The following is an 18,900-nucleotide window of genomic DNA, read 5'->3' as shown; positions in this document are numbered from 1 at the left end:
CGAATCCGGCTTGGCGAGCGTAACGCGCCGTACGCGCAGGTAACGCGCTCCATATCCCCGTGTCGGGTTAGGGTCACCAGGTGACCGACCGCCTAGTCTGGATCGACTGCGAAATGACGGGGCTCGACCTCGGCAAAGAAGCGTTGATCGAAATCGCCGCCCTCGTCACCGACGCAGAACTGAACGTGCTCGGCGACGGAGTCGACATCGTCATCCACGCCGACGAGGAAAAACTCGGCGGCATGCCCGAAGTAGTCCGCGAGATGCACGCCCACTCCGGCCTCACCGAAGAGGTCCGCCGCTCCACGGTGACCCTCGAAGAAGCCGAGCGCCGCGTCCTCGACTACATCCGAGAGCACGTCCCCGAGCCCGGCACCGCCCCCCTCGCCGGCAACTCCATCGCTACCGACCGCGGCTTCATCGCCCGCGACATGCCCGCCCTCGACGCCCACCTCCACTACCGCATGGTCGACGTCTCCTCCATCAAGGAACTCGTCCGCCGCTGGTACCCGCGCATCTACTACGCCAAGCCGGAAAAAGGCCTCGCCCACCGCGCCCTCGCCGACATCAAGGAATCCATCGGCGAACTCGACTACTACCGGCGCGTCGCCTTCGTCCCCCAGCCCGGCCCCACCAGCGACGAAGCCAAAGCAGCCGCCGCTGAAGTGCAGGAACGGCACCAGGGGTAACCCCCTGCAAACCCCGCGCGGACACCCGCTACGATTACAGGCAACGAGGTGATCGCAAGCGGTTCCCTCGCAGATGGTGGGCGTAGCTCAGCTGGTAGAGCACCTGGTTGTGGTCCAGGAGGTCGCGGGTTCGAAACCCGTCGCTCACCCCATCACCCCGGCATGGTCAGGGCCTTGCGGCCCTCTCCCTATGTCGGGGTTTCGCCTTTTTGTGGGGGTCGAACCCCCACACCCCCGCCGGGGGCCCGCCTCCGGACCCCCATCCCGTGTGGTTGCGTGCCGTTGCCGTCTTACTTGCGCTGGGCTATTCGTGGCAACGCTCACGACTGGATGGCTCAGCGTGCGGGGGGCTGGGTGGCGGTGCACCGTTGAGCCGTGGAACGTTCAGGTGCGAAGGTCAGGGGTCGGAAGAAGAAGCTGCGGTATGAGGACATCACCGTGGTTGATCGGTCGGTGCTCAAGCGGGCCGTGGGGGCCGCTGCACTGGGCAATGCCATGGAGTGGTTCGACTTCGGGGTCTATGCCTACATCGCCGACACCATTGCCGAGGTGTTCTTCCCCGCCAGCGTGTCTCCTGAGGTTCGGCTGATCGGGACCTTCGGGGCCTTCACCGCCGCCTTCCTCATGCGGCCGCTGGGCGGGCTCGTCTTCGGGCCGCTCGGGGATCGGATCGGGCGGCAGAAGGTGCTCGCCGTCACCATGATCATGATGGCCATCGGGACGCTCTGCATCGGACTGATTCCGTCGTACAGCTCCATTGGGGTCTGGTCGCCGATCCTGCTCGTACTGGCGCGGATGGTTCAGGGGTTCTCCACCGGCGGCGAGTACGGCGGTGCCACCACCTTCATCGCCGAGTACTCGCCGGACAAGCGGCGGGGGTTCATGGGGTCCTGGCTCGAGTTCGGGACGCTCGCCGGGTACGTGTTCGGGGCGTCCGTCGTCACCGGCATGAAGGCCTGGGTGCCGCACGAGACGTTGATCGAGTGGGGATGGCGCGTTCCGTTCCTCGTTGCCGGGCCCCTCGGCATCATCGGGCTCTACATGCGGCTGAAGCTGGAGGAAACGCCGGCGTTCCAGAAGCACGCCGAGGAAGCCGAGAAGCGTGGCCGCTCCGGCGAGCCGTTCTGGAAGATGTTCACCGAGTACTGGCCCGCCCTGCTCGTCTGCGTCGGCCTCGTGCTCGTGTTCAACGTCACCGACTACATGCTGCTGTCGTACATGCCGACGTACTTGTCCGAGCAGCTGCACCTCGACGCCACCCACGGGCTGCTGCTGATCATCGTCGTCATGGTCGTGATGATGCTCATCATCATGGTCGGCGGCCGGATCACCGACCACGTCGGCCGCAAACCGGTGATGATGGCGGGCTGCCTCGGGTTCCTCGTGCTGTCCTGGCCGCTGATGCTGCTCGTCCACGACGGCGGCCTCGTCCTCACGTTCCTCGGCCTGATGGGACTCGGCCTGTTGCTGCTCTGCTTCGAGGTGTCGATGCCCGCGGCGCTGCCCGCCCTGTTCCCCACGGCGATCCGGTACGGCGCGCTGTCCATCGCGTTCAACATCTCGGTGTCGCTCTTCGGCGGTACGACACCGCTGGTGATGCAGTCGCTGATCTCCGCCACCGGCCACGACTTCTGGCCGGCCTGGTACCTGATGGCGGCGGGCGCGATCGGCGCCGTCGCGGTGTTCTTCAGCCGCGAGACGGCGAACAAGCCGCTGTGGGGCTCGGGACCGTCGGTGTCGACCGAGGCCGAGGCGCGGGAGCTGGTCCGCGACTCGGGTTAGTTCGCCGCCGTCCGCCACTCGTCCCAGGACAGCTGCCAGACGCTCCAGCCGTCGGTGGGCTCGAGCTTCGGGCCGCCGCTGTTCTGCACCGTGACGAGGTCACCCTTCTTGGACGTGTCCATCAGCCACTTCGTGTTCTCGGTGGACAGGTTCAGGCAGCCATGGCTGACGTTGCTGTGGCCCTGCTGCCGCACCGACCACGGCGCGGAGTGGTAGAAGATGCCACTGTAGGACAGCCGGATCGCGTACTGGACGAAGGTGCTGTAGCCGCCGGGCGCGTCTTCGGGCACCCCGTAGGTCGCGGAGTTCATCGTGTACCCGGTGTGCTCGCTCATGACGGTGTAGGTGCCCTGCGGCGTGTTGTGGCCGGGCTTGCCCATGGAGGTCGGCATGGTCTTGACCTCCTTGTCGTTGATCGTGACCGTCATCTGGTGGGTCCCGCCGTCGGCGACGGCGACGAGCTTGTCGCCGACAGTGACGCTGGCGCCCTTGTCCTCCCGGCCGTAGCTGCCGTTGCCGAGCGGCTTGCCGTACACGGCGGCATCGATCTTGATCTTGGTGCCGCTCTTCCAGTAGTCCTTCGGCCGCCAGGTCACCTGCTTGTCGCCGGACCACCGGAACGCGCCCTCGGTGGCCGGCTCCGCGGTGACCTTCAGCGCCTTCTCGGCGGCGGACTTGTCGGCGACGTTGCCGGTGAAGGTGAAGATCAGCGGCATCCCGACCCCGACGGTCTCGCCCTCGACGAGGTTCACCGAGACGCCGAGCTGCCGGGCGGGCTTGACGGTGCCGAAGGTCGACTCCGACGTGACCGGCTTGCCGTCGCTGCCGGTGGCGGTCGCGGTCAGCCGGTAGGTCTTGTTGTAGCCGAGCGGCTCGGCGGAGTCCCACCCGGAGCCGTCGGCGCGCGGCTTCCCGGCCACGACCTTGCCGTCAGCCCCGGTCAGCTGCACCTCGCCGACCTTCCCGTCCGCGACGGTCACGCTCACCGGTTCCCCGGGCGCGACGTCTTTGGCGTCCTTCGCGGGGGCAAGGGTGAGCACGGCGGGCTTCGGCGCGGGCCGGGGAGCACTGCTCGCGGAAGCCGTCGTCGCCCGCGGCGGTTCACCCGAAGGACTGCTGCTGCAGCCGGCCACCGTGAGGCCGATCACCCCGGCGACCACCAGCAACCGCGCCCCCATACCGGCCGAACCCGTCATGCCCACCCGCCTGTTTCGCCGTCGATGTCCGACCACAGTGTGCCCGACCAGCCGGGACGCGGGAGCGGCAACGCCAGAACCCGGGTGAGGGGACCCCCCTGAAACGGGCCTCCACACGGGTGGTAATCTTTTCCACGTCGCCGAGGGAAACCCCGGCAGACACCAGCGCCATTAGCTCAATTGGCAGAGCAGCTGGCTCTTAACCAGCGGGTTCGGGGTTCGAGTCCCTGATGGCGCACCCTCACTCCCCAGGTTGAAGACTTCTTCGACCTGGGGTTTTGTGTTATCCGGAATCATTGCTTACCTTCCTCTCTTGTCCTTTGTGGTCTCCCGAGAGCGCAAGCCGGGGCTGCACACAACGGCAGCCAACCGCACCACGCGACCAGCCGGAATCCGCCGCAGGCAGGTGACCCGGCGGTCTTACGATCGACGGCACCTGCGGAAAGTCACCGGGTTTCCCGCCCGGGCGTGGCGGTTGTCTCGCCGGGGTCGATGCGGCGCAGCAGGTCCTGGAGCTGGCGGCGCTGGGCCGGGGTCAGCCGGTTGATCATCTCGGCGTCCAGGCGCGGAATGTGGGCTTTGAGCCCGGCGCGCAGGGCCGCCTGGCCCGCGTCGGTCAGCGCGACGCGGAAAGCGCGGCCGTCCTCCGGGTCGCGTTCCCGGCGGATCACGCCCTTGTCTTCCAGGCGGGCGACCAGCTTGGTGGTGCCCGCCGAGCTGTAGCCCATCCGGGTGGCGACCATGCTGGCGTGCGTACGCGGGCCGGGGAAGCGCGCCAGGCGCAGCAGGAACTCGAACTCGGTGCCGTCCAGGCCGGTGGCGGCGCGGATGTCGGCGTGCAGCAACGCGTCGAGGGCCCGGTGCAGGTTGACCACCCGACCCCACAGCACCACTCCTTCGTCGGCCACCAGTGCGCGCAACTCCTCATCCACGGTGCGATGGTATCGAACCATGGGAACATACCTCGCCAGAGAGCTAGTTTAACTCGCCAGCGAGGTATATATTGAGTCGTGCCGACCACCTGGCCGGCCACGAGGAGGCTGCGAGCAGGATGACCGACCTGACCTACACGATCATCGACGGGGACTTCCCCGCGGGCGTCAAGAACAAGACCGCGACCCTGGTGACCAGCGAGAACGAGGCGCTACTGGTCGACGCCGGGTTCACCCGCGCGGACGGGCACCGCCTGGCCGCCGCCGTGCTCGACTCCGGCCGGGAGCTGACCACCGTGGTGATCAGCCACGCGGACCCTGACTTCTACTTCGGCGCCGAAGTGATCGCCGACTCGTTCCCCGGCGCGCGGTTCCTGGCCACCCCGGAGGTGGCCGCCGCGATGGCCGGGAAGTACGAGGGCAAGCTCAAGGCCTGGGCGGCGCTGGGTGCGAACCTGCCCACCCGGCTGATCGAGACCGAGCCGCTCACCGGCGACCTGCAGTTCGCCGGCCACGCCTTCGAGCTCAAGGGCGCCCCTGCAGCGGCGCTGCCCGACCGCACCTACCTCCACCAGGCCGAGGACCGCGCGATCCTCGGCGGCGTGCTGGTCTTCGCCGACGAGCACGTCTGGCTCGCGGACACCCCGCGCGACGAGCAGCTCGACGCCTGGGACGCACTCCTGAGCGAGATGCAGGGCCTCGAGCCCACGCTCGTGGTGCCCGGCCACCGGCAGCCCTCGGCCGCTGCGGACGCGAGCGCGATCGCCTACACCCGCGAGTACATCGCCGCGTTCCGCCGCATCGTGGCCGCCGCGGCCGACGGTGCCACCGCCACCGAGGAGCTGCTCAAGGCGTACCCGCAGGCCGGCATGCAGATCGCGGCGCAGCTCGGCCCGAAGGTCGTCAAGGGCGAGATGGCGTGGGGCTGACCATGACCGAGACCGATTTCGCCACGAGCAGCGCACCGGCCGACGTGGTGCGCCGCCAGTACCTGGCCTCGGCCGCCGGCGACCTGGCCGCCCTGCGCGCCACGCTCGCCCCGGACGTGGAATGGACCGAGATGGCCGGCTTCCCGCTGGCCGGCACCTACCGCACGCCAGACGGCGTGACCGCGAACGTCATGCAGCGGCTCGGCGCCGACTGGGACGGCTGGGCCGCGCACGACGACACCTACGTCGTCGACGGTGAGAACGTCGTGGTCCTGGCCCGCTACACCGCGGTCCACAAAACCACCGGCAAGCACCTGAACGCGCGCGTTGCCCACCACTTCACCGTTCGCGGCGGACTGATCGTGCGCTTCGAGCAGTTCGTCGACACCGCCCTGGTGCGCGACGCCGCAACCCCCGACAGCTGATACACCCGCTTTGCCGAGAAATGACCCAAACCCATTGTCCGCAGCCGCGAACAAAGCCCTCGTGCTCGCCTTTTACCAGCAGGCGTTCAACGACGGCGAGCCCGAGCAGGCCGCCGTCCACCTGGGCGCCACCTACACCCAGCACAACCCCGGCGCCCCGGACGGCGCCGAGGGATTCATCGGCTACGTGCACTGGCTGCGCGGCCAGTTCCCCGAACTGCACCTGGACATCAAGCGCGCCATCGCCGAAGACGATCTGGTGGTCACCCACAGCAACCTCCACCTCAAGCCCGGCGACCTCGGCATGGCGGTGGCCGACCTCTGGCGCATCGCCGACGGCAAGATCGTCGAACACTGGGATGTCGTGCAGGAAGTCCCCGAGAAAAGCAGCAACGACAACACCATGTTCTAAAACCTGAGATCAGACGCGGCGTGACCGTGCGCGCACTCTCTTGCCGGCGAACGGACACCTGACCCTGGGCCGGCCCGGAAAGCCGCGGCTTGCAGGGTGGGATCGGACGCAGTACTTTCGATACGATACGGTAGCGTAGCGGAAGTGGGGCGCGGAGTGGGCACTTCGGAGTCCAGCGGCAAGGCTCGGCCCTCGGCGATGGGGCGGCCGCGGGATTTCGGCCGTGACCTGGCCATTCTTGACGCGACGCTGTCACTGCTGACCGAGGTGGGATACGAGCAGCTCTCGATGGAAGCGGTGGCCGCGCGTTCCGGAGCGGCGAAGACGACGATCTACCGCCGGTACCCCGACAAGGCGGCGCTGGTCGCCGCAGCGGTCGAGCGCCGCGCGCCCGCGAAGCCCCCGCCGCCTGCGGGCGACAGTCTCCGGGACACCGTGCATTCCCTGGCGGCATGGCTCGCGCGGAGCATCTCCGAACAGGACGTGGGTCTGCTCGGGGCCGTGTTCACCGGCATGCGCAACGACGCACGGCTCGCCGAGGCGATGCGGCTGATCCTGCGGCGGGACGAGACCGCGATGGCGGACGGACTTGTTCGCCACGCGGCCGAGCGACTGGCACCCGGCGCGTCAACGCTCTTCGCCGAGGTCGCTCCGGCACTGATCGTGCATCGCATCGTGGTCGTGGGCGAGCCGTGCGACGCCGCCTTCGTCGAGCACCTCGTCGACGACATCCTCTTACCGCTCCTGCGCCGCACCTGAGCGTCCATCCGGCCGATTCGCAGCACTCGCAAACCGGGAGGCACGATGAAAGCAGTACGTTACGACCGTTTTTCGGGCATCGACGGGATCTACCTCGCGGACGTCCCCGAGCCCGTGGCCGGCCCGGGCGAGGTCGTGGTGCGGGTCGAGGCCGGGGCGCTCAACCCCGGGGCGCTACCGGCGCTGCACGGCAGTTCGTACACGCCGGGCCGCGATCTCGCTGGTGAAGTCGTTGCGGTCGGTGCCGACGCGCCCGGCTTCGCCGTCGGTGACGCGGTGCTGGGCAGGCTCCAGAGCTGGGACGCCCACGCCCAGTTCGTCGCCATCCCCGCCGTCCAGCTGGTGAGCAAGCCTCAAGCCCTCTCCTGGGACGTGGCGGGCTCGCTCTACACCACACCGATGGCGGGCCTCGGTGCCATCCGGGCGGTCGACCCCCGGCCGGGCGAGACCATCGTGATCTCGGGTGCCTCGGGCGGCGTCGGGTTCACCGCCGCCCAGCTCGCGCTCCGTGCCGGGGCGACGGTGATCGGCCTGACCAGCGACGCGCATTTCGACCTGCTGCGGCAGCACGGCATCGAGCCCGTCCGATACGGCGACGGCGAACAGGAACGGATCCTCGCCACGACCGGCCGAGCCGATGCCTTCATCGACACCGTCGGTGGCGGCTACCTCGACCTCGCCATCACCCTCGGCGTTCCGGCAGACCGCATCGACACCGTCGTCGATTACCGCGCAGCGAAGGAGAAGGGCGTCAAATCTCTCGGCACGGCCGACGCCGGCGGCCTCCCGGCACTGGCCGAACTGGCTGCCCTCGCCGCGACCGGCGACCTGCACATCCCCATCGCCGCAACGTATCCACTCACCGCCGTGCGCGACGCCTATCGGGCCTTGACCGACCGCAAGGCCCACGGGCGCATCGTGCTGCACCCCCAAGATCTCGGCTGAACGGCACACTGACCGGCAGCAACCGCAACGACACCCAGCTCACGACTCAGCCGGCGACGAACTGCTCCTGCCACTCGCCGCTGCCGTACGGCGGCGCCGCGACCTGGAGATCACCGTAGGACGGGGCCGGTTTCCACGAACCGAACACCCGCAGCTGGTAGCTGCCGACCGGAACGTTCTTGAAGGATGCGAAGCCGTTGGCGTCGGTCTTGGCGAAAGACCGGGCCAGCTTGCCGTCCTCGACCAGCACGACGGTCTGGTTTGCCAGGCCCTCGTCGGCGTCCGGCTGGTTGTTGCCGTTCTTGTCCACCCAGATCCGGCCCTTGGAGTCGGCGCGCATGCCGGGGACCTTGGCGTAGGCCGCGGCGTACGGGGTGCCGCCGCTGTGGCCGTCGTTGACGGCGCAATCGAGCCCCGTCGTGCCGGTGTAGGCCGCCTTGGCGGGCACCTTGCCCTGTGCCGTGAGCACGATCCGCTGCCCCGCGGCCAGGGTTCCCTCGCGACGCTGGTTGCCGAACGCGCCCCACTGGTCGTCCGTCACCGTCAGCTCCGCGCCGAAACCGCCCGCGTCGCAGCTGAGGAACAGGCCGGTCAGCGGCTGGTCGCCGGAGTTCGAGAGCGTGACCGTCACCTTGCCGGTGTCGCCGGCGGCGTAGCTCGTCTTGTCCAGCGTCAGAGCCTCGTGCAGCACGTCGGACAGCGGCCGGACGGCCCGGACCTCGAGCGCCGTGTAGGCCCCTCGGCCGTCCAGCCGCATCGCCCCCACGGACTGGTCGACCCAGCCGCCGGGCACCTTCTGGAAGGACAGGTAGGCGATCCGGCTCAACGGGAGACCGCTGAAGGAGAAGTGGCCCGTCGCGTCGGTGACGGCGACCAGGTCCGACGTCGTCCCGACGCCGATGAAGTGCGCCTCGGCGCCGGCCAGGCCCTCGCCCGGCGATGGCTTGCCGTCGCCGTTCGCGTCGCCGTACAGCAGGCCCGCGACCTGCTCGGTGCCCCGCGCCAGCGGCAGCGTGACACGCTGGACGTTGTCGCTGTAGTCGACGTCTTGCGCGCCGTACACCTCGATGTGCACGACCGAATCGCCGTCGAACGTGCCCAGCTGCCCGGTCAGGTGGATGCTCCGGGTCTCCCCCTGCGCGATGGTCGCGCCGGTGCCGCCGTCCGAGAGGTCTCCCCATTGGTTCCGGTCGTTCCAGAAGGGCGTCCCGGACTCCGAGTAGGCGGTGCCGAACGCGCCGAACGCGACGGAGTCGCCGATGTTGCTCACCGTCACGTCGAGCCCGACGGTGTCGCCGGACAACCAGCGGCCCTGCTGCGCGGTGACGGTGACCTTGAGGTTCGGGCCGGAGGCGGCCGACGCGGGCGTCGCGGCCATCCCCGCCACGACGAGTGCCGCAGTCAGCACGCAGACTGACCGCATGAATCTGCCAGTAGGCATGGTTTTCTTCCCCCTTGAGTGCTTCAGGCGAATCTAGGACCGGCCCGGACTTCCGGGGGAGACCGGAACGTTCCGCAAGACCGGTACGGCAACCTTTCCGGCGCCTGAAGCGTTCCGGAGCGCACCCCCCGGCCGGGTTCACCTCGGCGGGGCGGTGAACAGGACGTTCAGCAGGTCCACGGCCGCGTCCCGGGTGAAGGCCGCAACGACGTAGTAGTCGGCGATCGCGGGGAGGAACGCCAACGGGATCTCGTCGGGCGACCGGCCCGGCAGGACGACCGGCAGCAGCTTCTTCGTCCACCGGTCCCGGTCGCGGTGCAGGAGGTCGGCCAGCCGGCTGTACTCCGACCGGATGCCGCGGTGACGCGTGGAGTCGGCGAGCTCGCCGTCGCCCACCGCGCGGTACGCCGGCGACGCCACGACGAGCACGTAGTCGGTGCGCAGGATCTGGGTCGTCGTCCACTCGTCCCAGTTGCGGCGGTGCTCCAGGTCGTCCTGGTCGACGCGCACGTCGACGCCGGCCGCAGCCAGCAGCCGGCACAGCTCCACGACGGCCTTCTTGTGCGCCGGGGACTCCTGCGCGTACGAGACGAACACCCGGGGTCTGCCGTCGGCCGCCGGGGTGGCCGGGACGTCCGGTTCCGGCGCTTCGGGGAGCCGCACGGTGAACGCGTCGGGTTCGCCGCTCGCGTGGAGGCCGAGGTCGCCGTCCGCCGTCAGGTGGTAGGCACCCCCGGCCAGCACCGGCAGCTCGGTCCGGTCCGGCGGGGTCAGCAGGACCAGCCACGCGGTGTGCGTGCCGGCGTGGACGCCGCCGGAATGCCGCCACCGCACCCGCGCGCTCCCGAGGCCGAAGCCGGCCACTTCGGACCGGACGGCGGGCAGCGCGACGTTGGCTTCGCTCGCGTCGGCCGCCCAGCGGGAACGGCCGCCGGCGCGGCGGACGAAGTTGAGCTGCCCGGTCAGTTCGTAGGTGCGCGCCGGCTCGGCCGCCGTGACCGCGCGGGGGATCGCGTCGACCACCATCACCTCGGCGGCGTCGAAGGCGAACTGCACCTCCGCCCAGGCCGGGGGTGTTTCGCCGGCGGGCACGTCGAACTCGTAGTTCACGCGGACGAGGTAGGCCGCGTGCCCGGCGAAGCCGGCCGGCAGCGGATCGATCCGGTGCAGCTGCCAGCCGGAGAAGCGGATCAGGCCGATCGCGATGTCGTTGGGCGCCAGGTCGACGGATCTCACGAAGACGTCGAGGAACAACGGGACACTGCCCGCTGTCCGGTCGGTCGGAGACGAACGCACGAGGTCCTCCTTCGTCTCGGCGGCTGCCGGTTTCTCCGCCCCGTTGCGTCGAGTCGTCCCTTGCGAAACCGCGTCGACGGAAGGAGTCGCTCCGGACGCCGATTTGTTTCACCGCGTCGATTCTTTCGATTATTCGATTCGTTCGACCACGCCTCCGGTCCTATGCGAACCGGCCGGATTGACTGCACGTATCGCCCATGTTGGAATATGTCCATCAATGGCCCGGGAGGTAAAACCGTGACTTCGAGATCAACGAAGATCAAGTCCGTTTTGTTCGCCACCGCGCTGGCGGCCGTCGCGGCCGTGTCCGGCGTGGCGAACCAGGCGCCCGCCGCTGCGGCCCAGCTGAACGCCACGCAGATCGTGGCCGACATGGGTGCGGGGTGGAACCTGGGAAACCAGCTGGAAGCCAACGCCAACGGCGTGCCGAGCGAAACGGCGTGGGGGCTGCCCACCGTGACGCAGGCGCTCGTCGACAAGGTCAAGGCCGCGGGGTTCAAGACGATCCGGATCCCGGTGTCCTACCTGAACTACATCGGGGCGGGCCCGAACTACCCGATCAACGCCGCCTGGCTGAACCGGATCCAGCAGGTCGCCGACTACGCCTACCAGCGCGGCCTGTACGTGCTGATCAACATGCACGGTGACGGCTACAAGTCCGTCAACGGCTCCTGGCTGATCTGCGATTCGTCCGCACAGGCGACGATCAAGGCCAAGTACCAGAAGGTCTGGCAGCAGGTCGCGAGCCGGTTCGCCGGCTACGACCAGCACCTGGTCCTGGAGTCCATGAACGAGGAGTTCGACGGGCAGTACGGCACCCCGACCCAGCCGTGCTACTCGAACATCAACGCGTACAACCAGATCTTCGTCGACACCGTGCGCAAGACCGGCGGGAACAACAGTTCGCGCTGGCTGCTCGTCCCCGGCTGGAACACCAATATCGATTACACCACCGGAAACTACGGCTTCACCTTGCCCACGGACCAGTTCCGCTCGTCGGCCATTCCGGCAGGAGAAAAGCGGATCATGATTTCGGTGCACTACTACAGCCCATGGGACTTCGCCGGCGAGGAAAGCGGGAACATCACCCAGTGGGGCCGGGCGGCGACCAACCCGGCGAAGAAGTCGACCTGGGGTCAGGAAGACTACCTGGACGCCCAGCTGAAATCGGTGCACGACGCGTTCGTCGCCAAGGGGTACCCGGTCGTCGTCGGTGAATACGGTGCGATCGACAAGTCGTCGTTCGATTCGTCGAACAACCGGTACCGCGCGGACTTCGCGCGCGCCGTCGTGGCCACCGCGAAGAAGTACGGCGCGTCGACCGTCTACTGGGACAACGGCGCCAACGGGCAGTACGGGTTCGGCCTGTTCGACCGGCGCTCCTACGCGGTGACGCACCAGACCATCATCGACGCCATCATGAGCGGCGCCGCGAGCCGATGACCGCTCGCTCCGACCGGCCAGGGCCGGGCGGAAGTGTGGGCAGGCGCGCCGAGGGGGGAGGAGGCGCACCTGCCCACGGGTGAGACGCTAGCGGACGGCCCGGCAGTTCGCCGATCGAACCGCCGGGCCGGTCCTCAGCTGCAGGTCTTCCCGTTCACCGCGAAGGCCGCCGGGCGCGGGTTGCTGCCCGTGTAGCTGCCGTTGAAGCCGAGCGAGACGGACTGGCCCGGCGCCACCGCGGCGTTCCACGGCATGGCCGTGGCGGTGACGGCCGCGCCGGACTGCGCCCACGTCGCCGACCAGCCCTGCGTCACCTTCTGGCTGCCCGGGAAGCTGAACTTCAGCGCCCAGGTCGGCCACGCCGTCGTCCCGGTGTTCTTCACGGTGAGGGCGGCCGTGAAGCCGCCGTTCCACGTGTTCGCCTCGTAGGTCACCGCGCAGCCGCCGGCCGAGCCGTCCGGCAGGGTCGTGAACTGCGCGGACGGCGAATCCGGGCCGGTGAGACCCGCGCCGTTGCGGGCCACCACGACCAGGGTGTAGGCGGTCGACGGCGACAGCCCCGTCAAGGTCGCACTCGTCCCGGTCACGGTGGTGAGGACCTTGCGGGCCGAGCCGGTCACGCTGACGACGTCGTAGCTCTTGATCCCGCTTTCCGGGTCGGAGGACGCCGCCCAGGTCACCGTCGCCCCGGTGCCGGACACCGCCGACACCGCGGGCTTGCCCGCCGCGGCCGGGGCGGTCGTGTCGACCGCGGACGGCGACTTCTCCGCCGTCCAGTTCGCCAGCCAAGCCAGCGCCGAGTTCCAGTTGATGGCGACCTCGTTCACCGAATACGCCTGGATGTCGTCGACGAAGCAGCGCTGGGGCGCGCAGCCGGTGAGCAGCCGGGCCGCGGTCGGGTCCTGCAGGCCGCTGTTGGGCCCGCCGGACAGCGCCCCGGGCGGGGCGGTCGGCAGCGCCGGGTCCAGCTCGTGCGCCCAGAACCGGTGGTGGACGTTCTGCACGGCCTGGTCACCGTGGCCGGAGACGTAGGAGTAGTTCGCCGGGTTGCGGCCGAGCAGGTAGTCCATGGCCTGGAACGCGCCGTCGCGGTACTTGGCCTGCTTGGTGAAGTCGTACGCCAGGGCGAGCACGACGCCGTTGTTGGCCACCAGGCCGTTGGAACCCCACTCGTACGTGCCGTCGGCGGTGCGGTACGGCGCCGGGTAGCCCATGCCCGCCATCTGGGCCAGGTGGCTGTCGGCGGTCGTGGTGATCGCCGTCTTGATCGCCGCCACGTCCGCCGCGGGCAGGTCGGTGGCCACCAACGCGAGCGTGATGTCCCCGAGTGCGCCCGTCGAGCCCCAGTCGAAGCCGTGGGTGTTGAAGCTGACGCCGCGGTAGAGCGACGACCCGGTGACGTCGGCGCGGTACCCGCTCTTCGCGGTCGTCGCGAACAGCTCCGCGGCCGCCCAGTAGAACTCGTCGGTGACCGTGTTGTCACTGTAGGTACCGCCGCCGGTGCCGTCGTCGGGGTCGGCGAGCAGGTTCGGGTTGGCCTTCGCCGCGGCGTAGGCCTTCTCGGCCGCGGCGAGCAGCTTCGCCGAGTACGCCTGGTCGATGGTCCGCCACAACCGCGACGCCTGCGCCGCGACCGCGGCCATGTTCAGCGTGGCCGCCGTGCTCGGCGCCGAGAGCCGGCGGGGCTGGCTGTCCTGGTCGGGCCGGGTGGGCAGCGCGGTCCACTGCGCGTCGTGGATCTTGTGGTGCACCATGCCCGCCAGCGGCTTGCCGTCGGGCACCTGCATGGAGAGCAGGAAGTCGACCTCCCAGCGGGCTTCGTCGAGGATGTCGGGCACGCCGTTGGCCTGCTCCGGGATGGCCAGCTTCCCGTCACCCAGCGCGCTCGGGTCCCCCACCTTCAGCGCGCGCTCGTACTCGTCGAGCAGCTCCCAGGTCGCGATGCCGCCGTTGACCACGTACTTGCCTTGGTCACCGGCGTCGTACCAGCCGCCGCGAACGTCGAGGGTGTAGCCGCAGTTCAGGTCCGCTCGGCAGGGCACGTTGTTGTCACCCTGGTTCGGTGCGACGTTCACGTGCCCCGCGGGGCGGGCGTAGGTGGCGCCGACGTACTTGGCGTCGATCGCGATCCCGCTGCGCTGGTGGTAGAAGAACGCCAGCGAGTCGTAGCGCAGCTTCTTGAGCCCGTCCGCGGAGATGTCGAACGGGAAGCTGGTCTCGGCGCCGACGGCCAGCGTGTAGCCGGTGCCGGCGGTGTCGTAGGCGGAGAAGTCGATGTCGTGGACGCTCTCGCCGGAGGCGGCGTCCGCGCCGCGGGGCCGGGTCTGGCCGGTGGTCACCGCGGCGCCGGCGGAGTTCTTCAGCGTCCACGTCAGCGGCGTGGTGGCGCTGCTGATCACGGTGGCGTGCTTGGGCAGGCCGGGCACGTAGCTCTCCTGGTTCACCCGGATGCCGCTCGTCGGGGGCAGGCCGCCGGGCGGGATCACACCGCCGATCAGCGAAATGTTGTCCAGGCAGACGGTGTTGTTCGCGGCCTGGCCGCCGAACCAGAAGGCCAGCTGGCCGTTGCCCGCGTTCGGGAAGTCCAAAGTGGACGTGAAGGTGACGGTGAAGTGCTGGGTCGCCGGGGTGACCGTCAGGTCGGTGCGCGAGATCTGCCGGTAGGGCGACACGGCTTCCCCCGCCACGGCGGAGATCTGCTGGGTCGTCGTCGCGTGCGCGTCGAACTTCAGCGTGTACTGCTGGCCCGCCTCGAAGGGCACGCCGTTCTGGCCCGCCAGCGCGTCGTAGCCGTTGGCCGTGCCACCGGTGACGTCGGTGCAGAACTCCCCGCCGGTCACGTGGCCGGTGGTCCCGGACCCGGCCCACCAGGGGTCGAGGGTACCGCCGGCGAAGGTGCCGTTGAGCAGCCGCTCGTAGTCCGCGGCGGACGCGGGCACGGAACCCGCCGTCAGCCCGAGCGTTACCGCGGCCAGCAACGCCAGACCGGTCCGGAATTTCCTTGCCCGCATTCGCCATCTCCTCGTCGTCGAGCCAGGCGTAAGTGGGAGCGCTCCCAGGCAGGAAACTGTAATCATCCGCGCGCGCCTTTGGCAATGATCCCGCCGGCGGAGTCTGGACGCGGCCCCGGAGGTTCCTCTATACATACGTGGCCACTGGGTGAGCCAAGCCGAAAGTTTCACGAAGCCCGCGCGCGACCGACAGTGTTAACGCTAACAATTCGGTCCGCCCATCGGAAAGGGGCGACGATGCCCGCTCGAACCCGACCCCGGGTCCTGCACTTGTTCGCCGCGACGGCGGTCGCGCTGTCGGTATCGGTCGCCGTCGCGGCTCCCGCCGCCGTCGCCGCGCCCGGGAGCCCGGCGGTCACTCCGCCATTGGGGTGGAACAGCTGGAACAGCTTCGGCTGCAACGTCAGCGAAACGACCGTCCACCAGGCCGCCGACGCGATGGTCTCCTCCGGCATGCGCGACGCGGGCTACCAGTACGTCGTCGTCGACGACTGCTGGTTCGACCCGCAACGCGACGCACAGGGCGCCCTGCGCGGCAACGCCTCGAAGTTCCCCAGCGGCATGAAGGCCCTCGGCGACTACCTCCACGCCCGCGGCCTGAAGTTCGGCATCTACCAGGTCCCCACCGACCGCACCTGCGCCCAGCGCGGCGGCGCCTACCCCGGCTCCACCGGCAGCCAGGGCCACGAAACCCAGGACGCCCGCACCTTCGCCTCCTGGGGCGTGGACTACCTCAAGTACGACTGGTGCTCCCCCGCCGGCACCCGCGACGAAGAGGTCAGCCGCTTCGGCCTCATGCGCGACGCCCTGCGCGCCACCGGCCGCCCGATCGTCTACAGCATCAACCCCAACAGCTACCACGCCATCACCGGTGACAAGTACGACTGGGGCCAGGTCGCCGACCTGTGGCGCACCACCGAAGACCTGCTCGACATCTGGCAGAACGGCAACACCAACAGCTACCCCATGGGTGTCGGCAACGTCCTCGACGTCACCGCCCCGCTGGCCGCCCAGGCCGGTCCCGGGCACTGGAACGACCCCGACATGCTCGTCGTCGGCCGCCCCGGCCTGACCCTGACCGAATCCCGCGCCCACTTCGCCCTCTGGGCGCTGATGGCCGCGCCCCTGATGGCGGGCAACGACATCCGCACCATGTCCGCCGACATCAGCGCCATCCTGCGCAACCCGCGGCTGCTCGCGGTCGACCAGGACCGCCTCGGCGCCGGCGGCCGCCGTGTCCGCGACGACGGCAGCATCGAAGTCTTCGCCAAGCCCCTCGCCGACGGATCCGTCGCCGTCGGGCTGCTCAACCGCGGCAGCGCCACCGCCACCATCAGCACCACCGCGGCCCAGGTCGGGCTGTCGGGCACGTCCTTCACCCTGACCGACCTGTGGACCGGCGGCACCTCCACCAGCTCCGGCAGCATCTCCGCGAGCGTCCCCGCCCACGGCGCGGCCGCCTACCGGATCTCCGGCGGTACGCCCGTGGCCGCCACCACCTCACGGCTGCGCGACGCCGGTTCCAACCGCTGCCTCGACGTCGACAACGCCTCCACGGCCTCCGGCGCCGGCACCCTGATCTGGGACTGCCAGACCGCCGCCAACCAGCTCTGGACCACTTGGGCGAACGGCGAAATCCGCGTCTTCGGCGACAAGTGCCTCGACGGCACCACCAGCGCCGCCCGCGTCCTCAGCCGGTCGTGCACCGGCCAGGACAACCAGAAGTGGACCCTCGGGGCGGACGGGTCCATCCGGAACGTCCAATCAGGACTCTGCTTGGACGTCGAAGGCGCCGCGACCGCCAACGGCACGCACGCGATCCTGTGGACCTGCAACGGCCAGGCGAACCAGAAGTGGAGCCGCGTCTGAACCTTCGCGCGGAGAATCACCCTTCTCGCGACACGCCGAAGCCGCGACCGACACGTCGGTCGCGGCTTCGGTCTGCGCCGGGTGGGACCGGCTCACGGCTTCCGCCCGGTGGCCGGTCCCACCCGTGCCGGCGTCACACCGAGCACGCCGCACGGCGTCGTGCGACGCCGGAGTCCGCGCCCCGGCCGGCTTCCGCACACACAACGGGCGGCCGCGGCGCGGGGACTCAGTGGCCCTGGCTCGTACCGCCGTCGGCGATGCCGCCCGAGGCGCAGTTGTACGGGGACTCGCCGCTGGCCTCGTGCTCACCCGGCGACAGGATCGGCACGCCGATGCCGTTGAGCGAGTCGTGGATCGGGACCTGCACCCCCAGCACGTTGACGTCGTTGCCGCACAGGCCGAGCGTGCCGTTGACGTTGTGCAGCGCGTCGGTGTTGTTCAGGTTGAGCAGGCCGAGCTGGCTGGTGTAGCCACCGTGGTCGTCGTGGCCGTCGAGCGTACCGGCGGCCGCGACGCCACCGGCCAGGAAAGCGCCGGCCGCCATGGCAGCCGTGACGAAACCAAGCTTCTTCAGCATTTGTTCTCCTAGAATTGACGGTGCATCGGACAGGACGGCGGCGAGGTGTGTGTTCTCCGTCCCGCGTGAGGGAAACGTACTGAGTCACCGGCACCGCTTCCACCGCACGCCACCATCGGGTGCGCACCGGAAGCCGCTGACCGGGCCTTGATTGGTCCGATCGGGTCATCGGGTTCAAAACCGTAAAACCCCTCCGGCAACGACGGCCGGAATCGCACATCCGTTCATGCCCCAACCACCCGGAGAACAGCGACGAACACGCGGCGGAGGCCGTAGGGTCAACCACGGAACCCGTTCCTCCGACCCCGGGAGCGGGTGTCCCGCTGGTGAACCGGCGAGGGGTGAACCCCTCAGCCGAGCCCGCAGCCGGGCGACGCACACCCTCGCCGGTTCCCAGCCACTACCCGGAATTCGTCCGCAGCACGTGGCTGCACAACGCCACGCGGACCGTGCGTTCGGTGTCCTCATCGGACAGACTCGGCCCGGCGTTGCTGCCGGCGGCCACGACGACCGCGGCGACGTCGCGGAGCTTGACGTTGGTCTGCTGCGACACGGCGACCAGCACGCCGAACGCCTCCGCGGCGGGACAACCGCGCAAGAGCATCACCATGCCCTTGGCCTGCTCGATCACCGCGCGGGACGACAGCGCCTCGCGCAGCTGCGCGTTCTCGGCGGCCGGGTCGACGTCACCGGGGGCGCCGCGGCCACGGTCGTGCTCCACTCGTCCTGGCTTTCTTTCTGCAGCGAAAAGCCGCCGCGCGGAAAACATCCACGCGGCGGCCTCCTACCGGGTTCGTCAGTTGCCCTGGGCGGTCCCGCCGTCCGCGATACCGCCGCCGGCGCAGTTGGACGGCGACGAGCCATCGGCCTCGTGCGCCCCCGGGGAAAGGACCGGGACGCCGACCCCCTGGGCGACGTCGTGCACCGGGACCTGCACGCCGAGCACGTTGACGGTGTCGTCGCAGACGCCGCCGACCGCGTTCACGTTGTGCAGCGCGTCGAGGCTCTGCACGTTGGCCACGCCGAACTGGTCGCTCTGGCCGGCCGGGTGGTCCGAGACGGTGACGGTCGTCGCGGAGGCCGAGCCACCGAACGCGGCCAACCCGGCGGCCAGTGCGGTCGCGACGAATCCGAGCTGCTTGATCACGAGAAAGAACTCCTAAGGTGCCCGCCCGTGTCCCGGGCGGAACTCAC

17 protein-coding genes and 2 tRNA genes are annotated in these 18,900 nt (G+C 69.5%); 11 read left to right on the top strand and 8 right to left on the bottom strand.

Annotation, left to right across the window (positions count from 1 at the left end):
• Window positions 1-80 precede the first annotated feature (80 nt).
• From orn to proP, 3 genes are all read left to right on the top strand, one after another.
• Entirely contained in the window at window positions 81-689 is a 609-nt protein-coding gene (orn, locus tag AB0F15_RS28985; protein ID WP_360276875.1) for an oligoribonuclease, read from the top strand.
• A gap of 76 nt (window positions 690-765) precedes the next feature.
• Window positions 766-841: transfer RNA gene (locus AB0F15_RS28980), tRNA-His, on the top strand.
• Window positions 842-1,064: 223 nt separating this feature from the next.
• Window positions 1,065-2,471 (top strand): glycine betaine/L-proline transporter ProP, encoded by a 1,407-nt coding sequence (proP, locus tag AB0F15_RS28975; RefSeq protein WP_360276872.1) that lies wholly within the window; start codon window positions 1,065-1,067, stop codon window positions 2,469-2,471.
• Here the strand turns inward: proP and AB0F15_RS28970 are convergent.
• The gene (locus AB0F15_RS28970) at window positions 2,468-3,667 is read right to left on the bottom strand and encodes an Ig-like domain-containing protein (protein WP_360276870.1); all 1,200 of its coding nucleotides are present in this window, start codon (window positions 3,665-3,667) and stop codon (window positions 2,468-2,470) included. The two genes, proP and AB0F15_RS28970, sit on opposite strands and share 4 nt — an antisense overlap.
• A 165-nt stretch (window positions 3,668-3,832) precedes the next feature.
• On the opposite strand from AB0F15_RS28970, the gene AB0F15_RS28965 reads away from it, so the two are divergent.
• Window positions 3,833-3,905: transfer RNA gene (locus tag AB0F15_RS28965), tRNA-Lys, on the top strand.
• A gap of 208 nt (window positions 3,906-4,113) precedes the next feature.
• Here AB0F15_RS28965 and AB0F15_RS28960 read toward each other — a convergent pair.
• Window positions 4,114-4,599: a MarR family transcriptional regulator gene (locus AB0F15_RS28960; protein WP_360276867.1), complete on the bottom strand. Its 486-nt coding sequence runs from the start codon at window positions 4,597-4,599 to the stop codon at window positions 4,114-4,116.
• Window positions 4,600-4,718: 119 nt separating this feature from the next.
• On the opposite strand from AB0F15_RS28960, the gene AB0F15_RS28955 reads away from it, so the two are divergent.
• The 5 genes from AB0F15_RS28955 (at window position 4,719) to AB0F15_RS28935 (ending at window position 8,069) form a co-directional block, all read left to right on the top strand.
• The gene (locus AB0F15_RS28955; protein WP_360276864.1) at window positions 4,719-5,528 is read left to right on the top strand and encodes an MBL fold metallo-hydrolase; all 810 of its coding nucleotides are present in this window, start codon (window positions 4,719-4,721) and stop codon (window positions 5,526-5,528) included.
• Window positions 5,529-5,530: 2 nt separating this feature from the next.
• Entirely contained in the window at window positions 5,531-5,953 is a 423-nt protein-coding gene (locus tag AB0F15_RS28950) for a nuclear transport factor 2 family protein (protein ID WP_360184040.1), read from the top strand.
• 61 nt (window positions 5,954-6,014) lie between these two features.
• Window positions 6,015-6,365 carry a nuclear transport factor 2 family protein gene (locus AB0F15_RS28945; RefSeq protein WP_360276861.1) on the top strand — a complete coding sequence of 117 codons (351 nt, stop codon included), beginning with the start codon at window positions 6,015-6,017 and terminating at the stop codon, window positions 6,363-6,365.
• 144 nt (window positions 6,366-6,509) lie between these two features.
• Window positions 6,510-7,124 (top strand): TetR/AcrR family transcriptional regulator, encoded by a 615-nt coding sequence (locus AB0F15_RS28940; RefSeq protein ID WP_360276859.1) that lies wholly within the window; start codon window positions 6,510-6,512, stop codon window positions 7,122-7,124.
• 45 nt (window positions 7,125-7,169) lie between these two features.
• Complete coding sequence (locus AB0F15_RS28935; protein ID WP_360276856.1) at window positions 7,170-8,069, top strand: NADP-dependent oxidoreductase; 900 nt, start codon at window positions 7,170-7,172, stop codon at window positions 8,067-8,069.
• A 46-nt stretch (window positions 8,070-8,115) separates the two neighbouring features.
• On the opposite strand, the gene AB0F15_RS28930 is transcribed toward AB0F15_RS28935, so the two are convergent.
• Both AB0F15_RS28930 and AB0F15_RS28925 read right to left on the bottom strand, forming a co-directional pair.
• The gene (locus tag AB0F15_RS28930; protein ID WP_360276853.1) at window positions 8,116-9,477 is read right to left on the bottom strand and encodes a hypothetical protein; all 1,362 of its coding nucleotides are present in this window, start codon (window positions 9,475-9,477) and stop codon (window positions 8,116-8,118) included.
• 171 nt (window positions 9,478-9,648) lie between these two features.
• A complete protein-coding gene (locus tag AB0F15_RS28925) occupies window positions 9,649-10,806 on the bottom strand; it encodes a toll/interleukin-1 receptor domain-containing protein (protein WP_360276851.1) in 1,158 nt (385 codons plus the stop codon).
• Window positions 10,807-11,043: 237 nt separating this feature from the next.
• Here AB0F15_RS28925 and AB0F15_RS28920 point away from each other — a divergent pair, with 237 nt between their 5' ends.
• Window positions 11,044-12,249 carry a glycoside hydrolase family 5 protein gene (locus AB0F15_RS28920; protein ID WP_360276849.1) on the top strand — a complete coding sequence of 402 codons (1,206 nt, stop codon included), beginning with the start codon at window positions 11,044-11,046 and terminating at the stop codon, window positions 12,247-12,249.
• A 134-nt stretch (window positions 12,250-12,383) separates the two neighbouring features.
• Here the strand turns inward: AB0F15_RS28920 and AB0F15_RS28915 are convergent, their stop codons facing one another.
• Window positions 12,384-15,260 (bottom strand): glycoside hydrolase family 9 protein, encoded by a 2,877-nt coding sequence (locus AB0F15_RS28915; RefSeq protein WP_360276846.1) that lies wholly within the window; start codon window positions 15,258-15,260, stop codon window positions 12,384-12,386.
• A gap of 237 nt (window positions 15,261-15,497) precedes the next feature.
• Between AB0F15_RS28915 and AB0F15_RS28910 the strand changes: the two genes are divergently transcribed.
• A complete protein-coding gene (locus tag AB0F15_RS28910) occupies window positions 15,498-17,129 on the top strand; it encodes a ricin-type beta-trefoil lectin domain protein (protein ID WP_360276843.1) in 1,632 nt (543 codons plus the stop codon).
• A 226-nt stretch (window positions 17,130-17,355) separates the two neighbouring features.
• Here the strand turns inward: AB0F15_RS28910 and AB0F15_RS28905 are convergent, their stop codons facing one another.
• The 3 genes from AB0F15_RS28905 to AB0F15_RS28895 form a co-directional block, all read right to left on the bottom strand.
• On the bottom strand, window positions 17,356-17,706 hold the full coding sequence (locus tag AB0F15_RS28905; protein WP_360276841.1) for a hypothetical protein: 351 nt from the start codon (window positions 17,704-17,706) through the stop codon (window positions 17,356-17,358).
• A 400-nt stretch (window positions 17,707-18,106) separates the two neighbouring features.
• On the bottom strand, window positions 18,107-18,427 hold the full coding sequence (locus AB0F15_RS28900; RefSeq protein ID WP_360276838.1) for an ANTAR domain-containing protein: 321 nt from the start codon (window positions 18,425-18,427) through the stop codon (window positions 18,107-18,109).
• Window positions 18,428-18,502: 75 nt separating this feature from the next.
• Window positions 18,503-18,853, bottom strand: a complete 351-nt coding sequence (locus tag AB0F15_RS28895) for a hypothetical protein (RefSeq protein WP_360276835.1) — start codon at window positions 18,851-18,853, stop codon at window positions 18,503-18,505.
• Window positions 18,854-18,900: the final 47 nt, after the last annotated feature.

The sequence above is a fragment of the Amycolatopsis sp. NPDC026612 genome, assembly GCF_040638285.1.
Taxonomy (GTDB): Bacteria; Actinomycetota; Actinomycetes; order Mycobacteriales; family Pseudonocardiaceae; genus Amycolatopsis.
The sequence above is the reverse complement of the archived record's forward strand: the minus strand, read 5'-3'. Positions and strand labels throughout refer to the sequence as shown.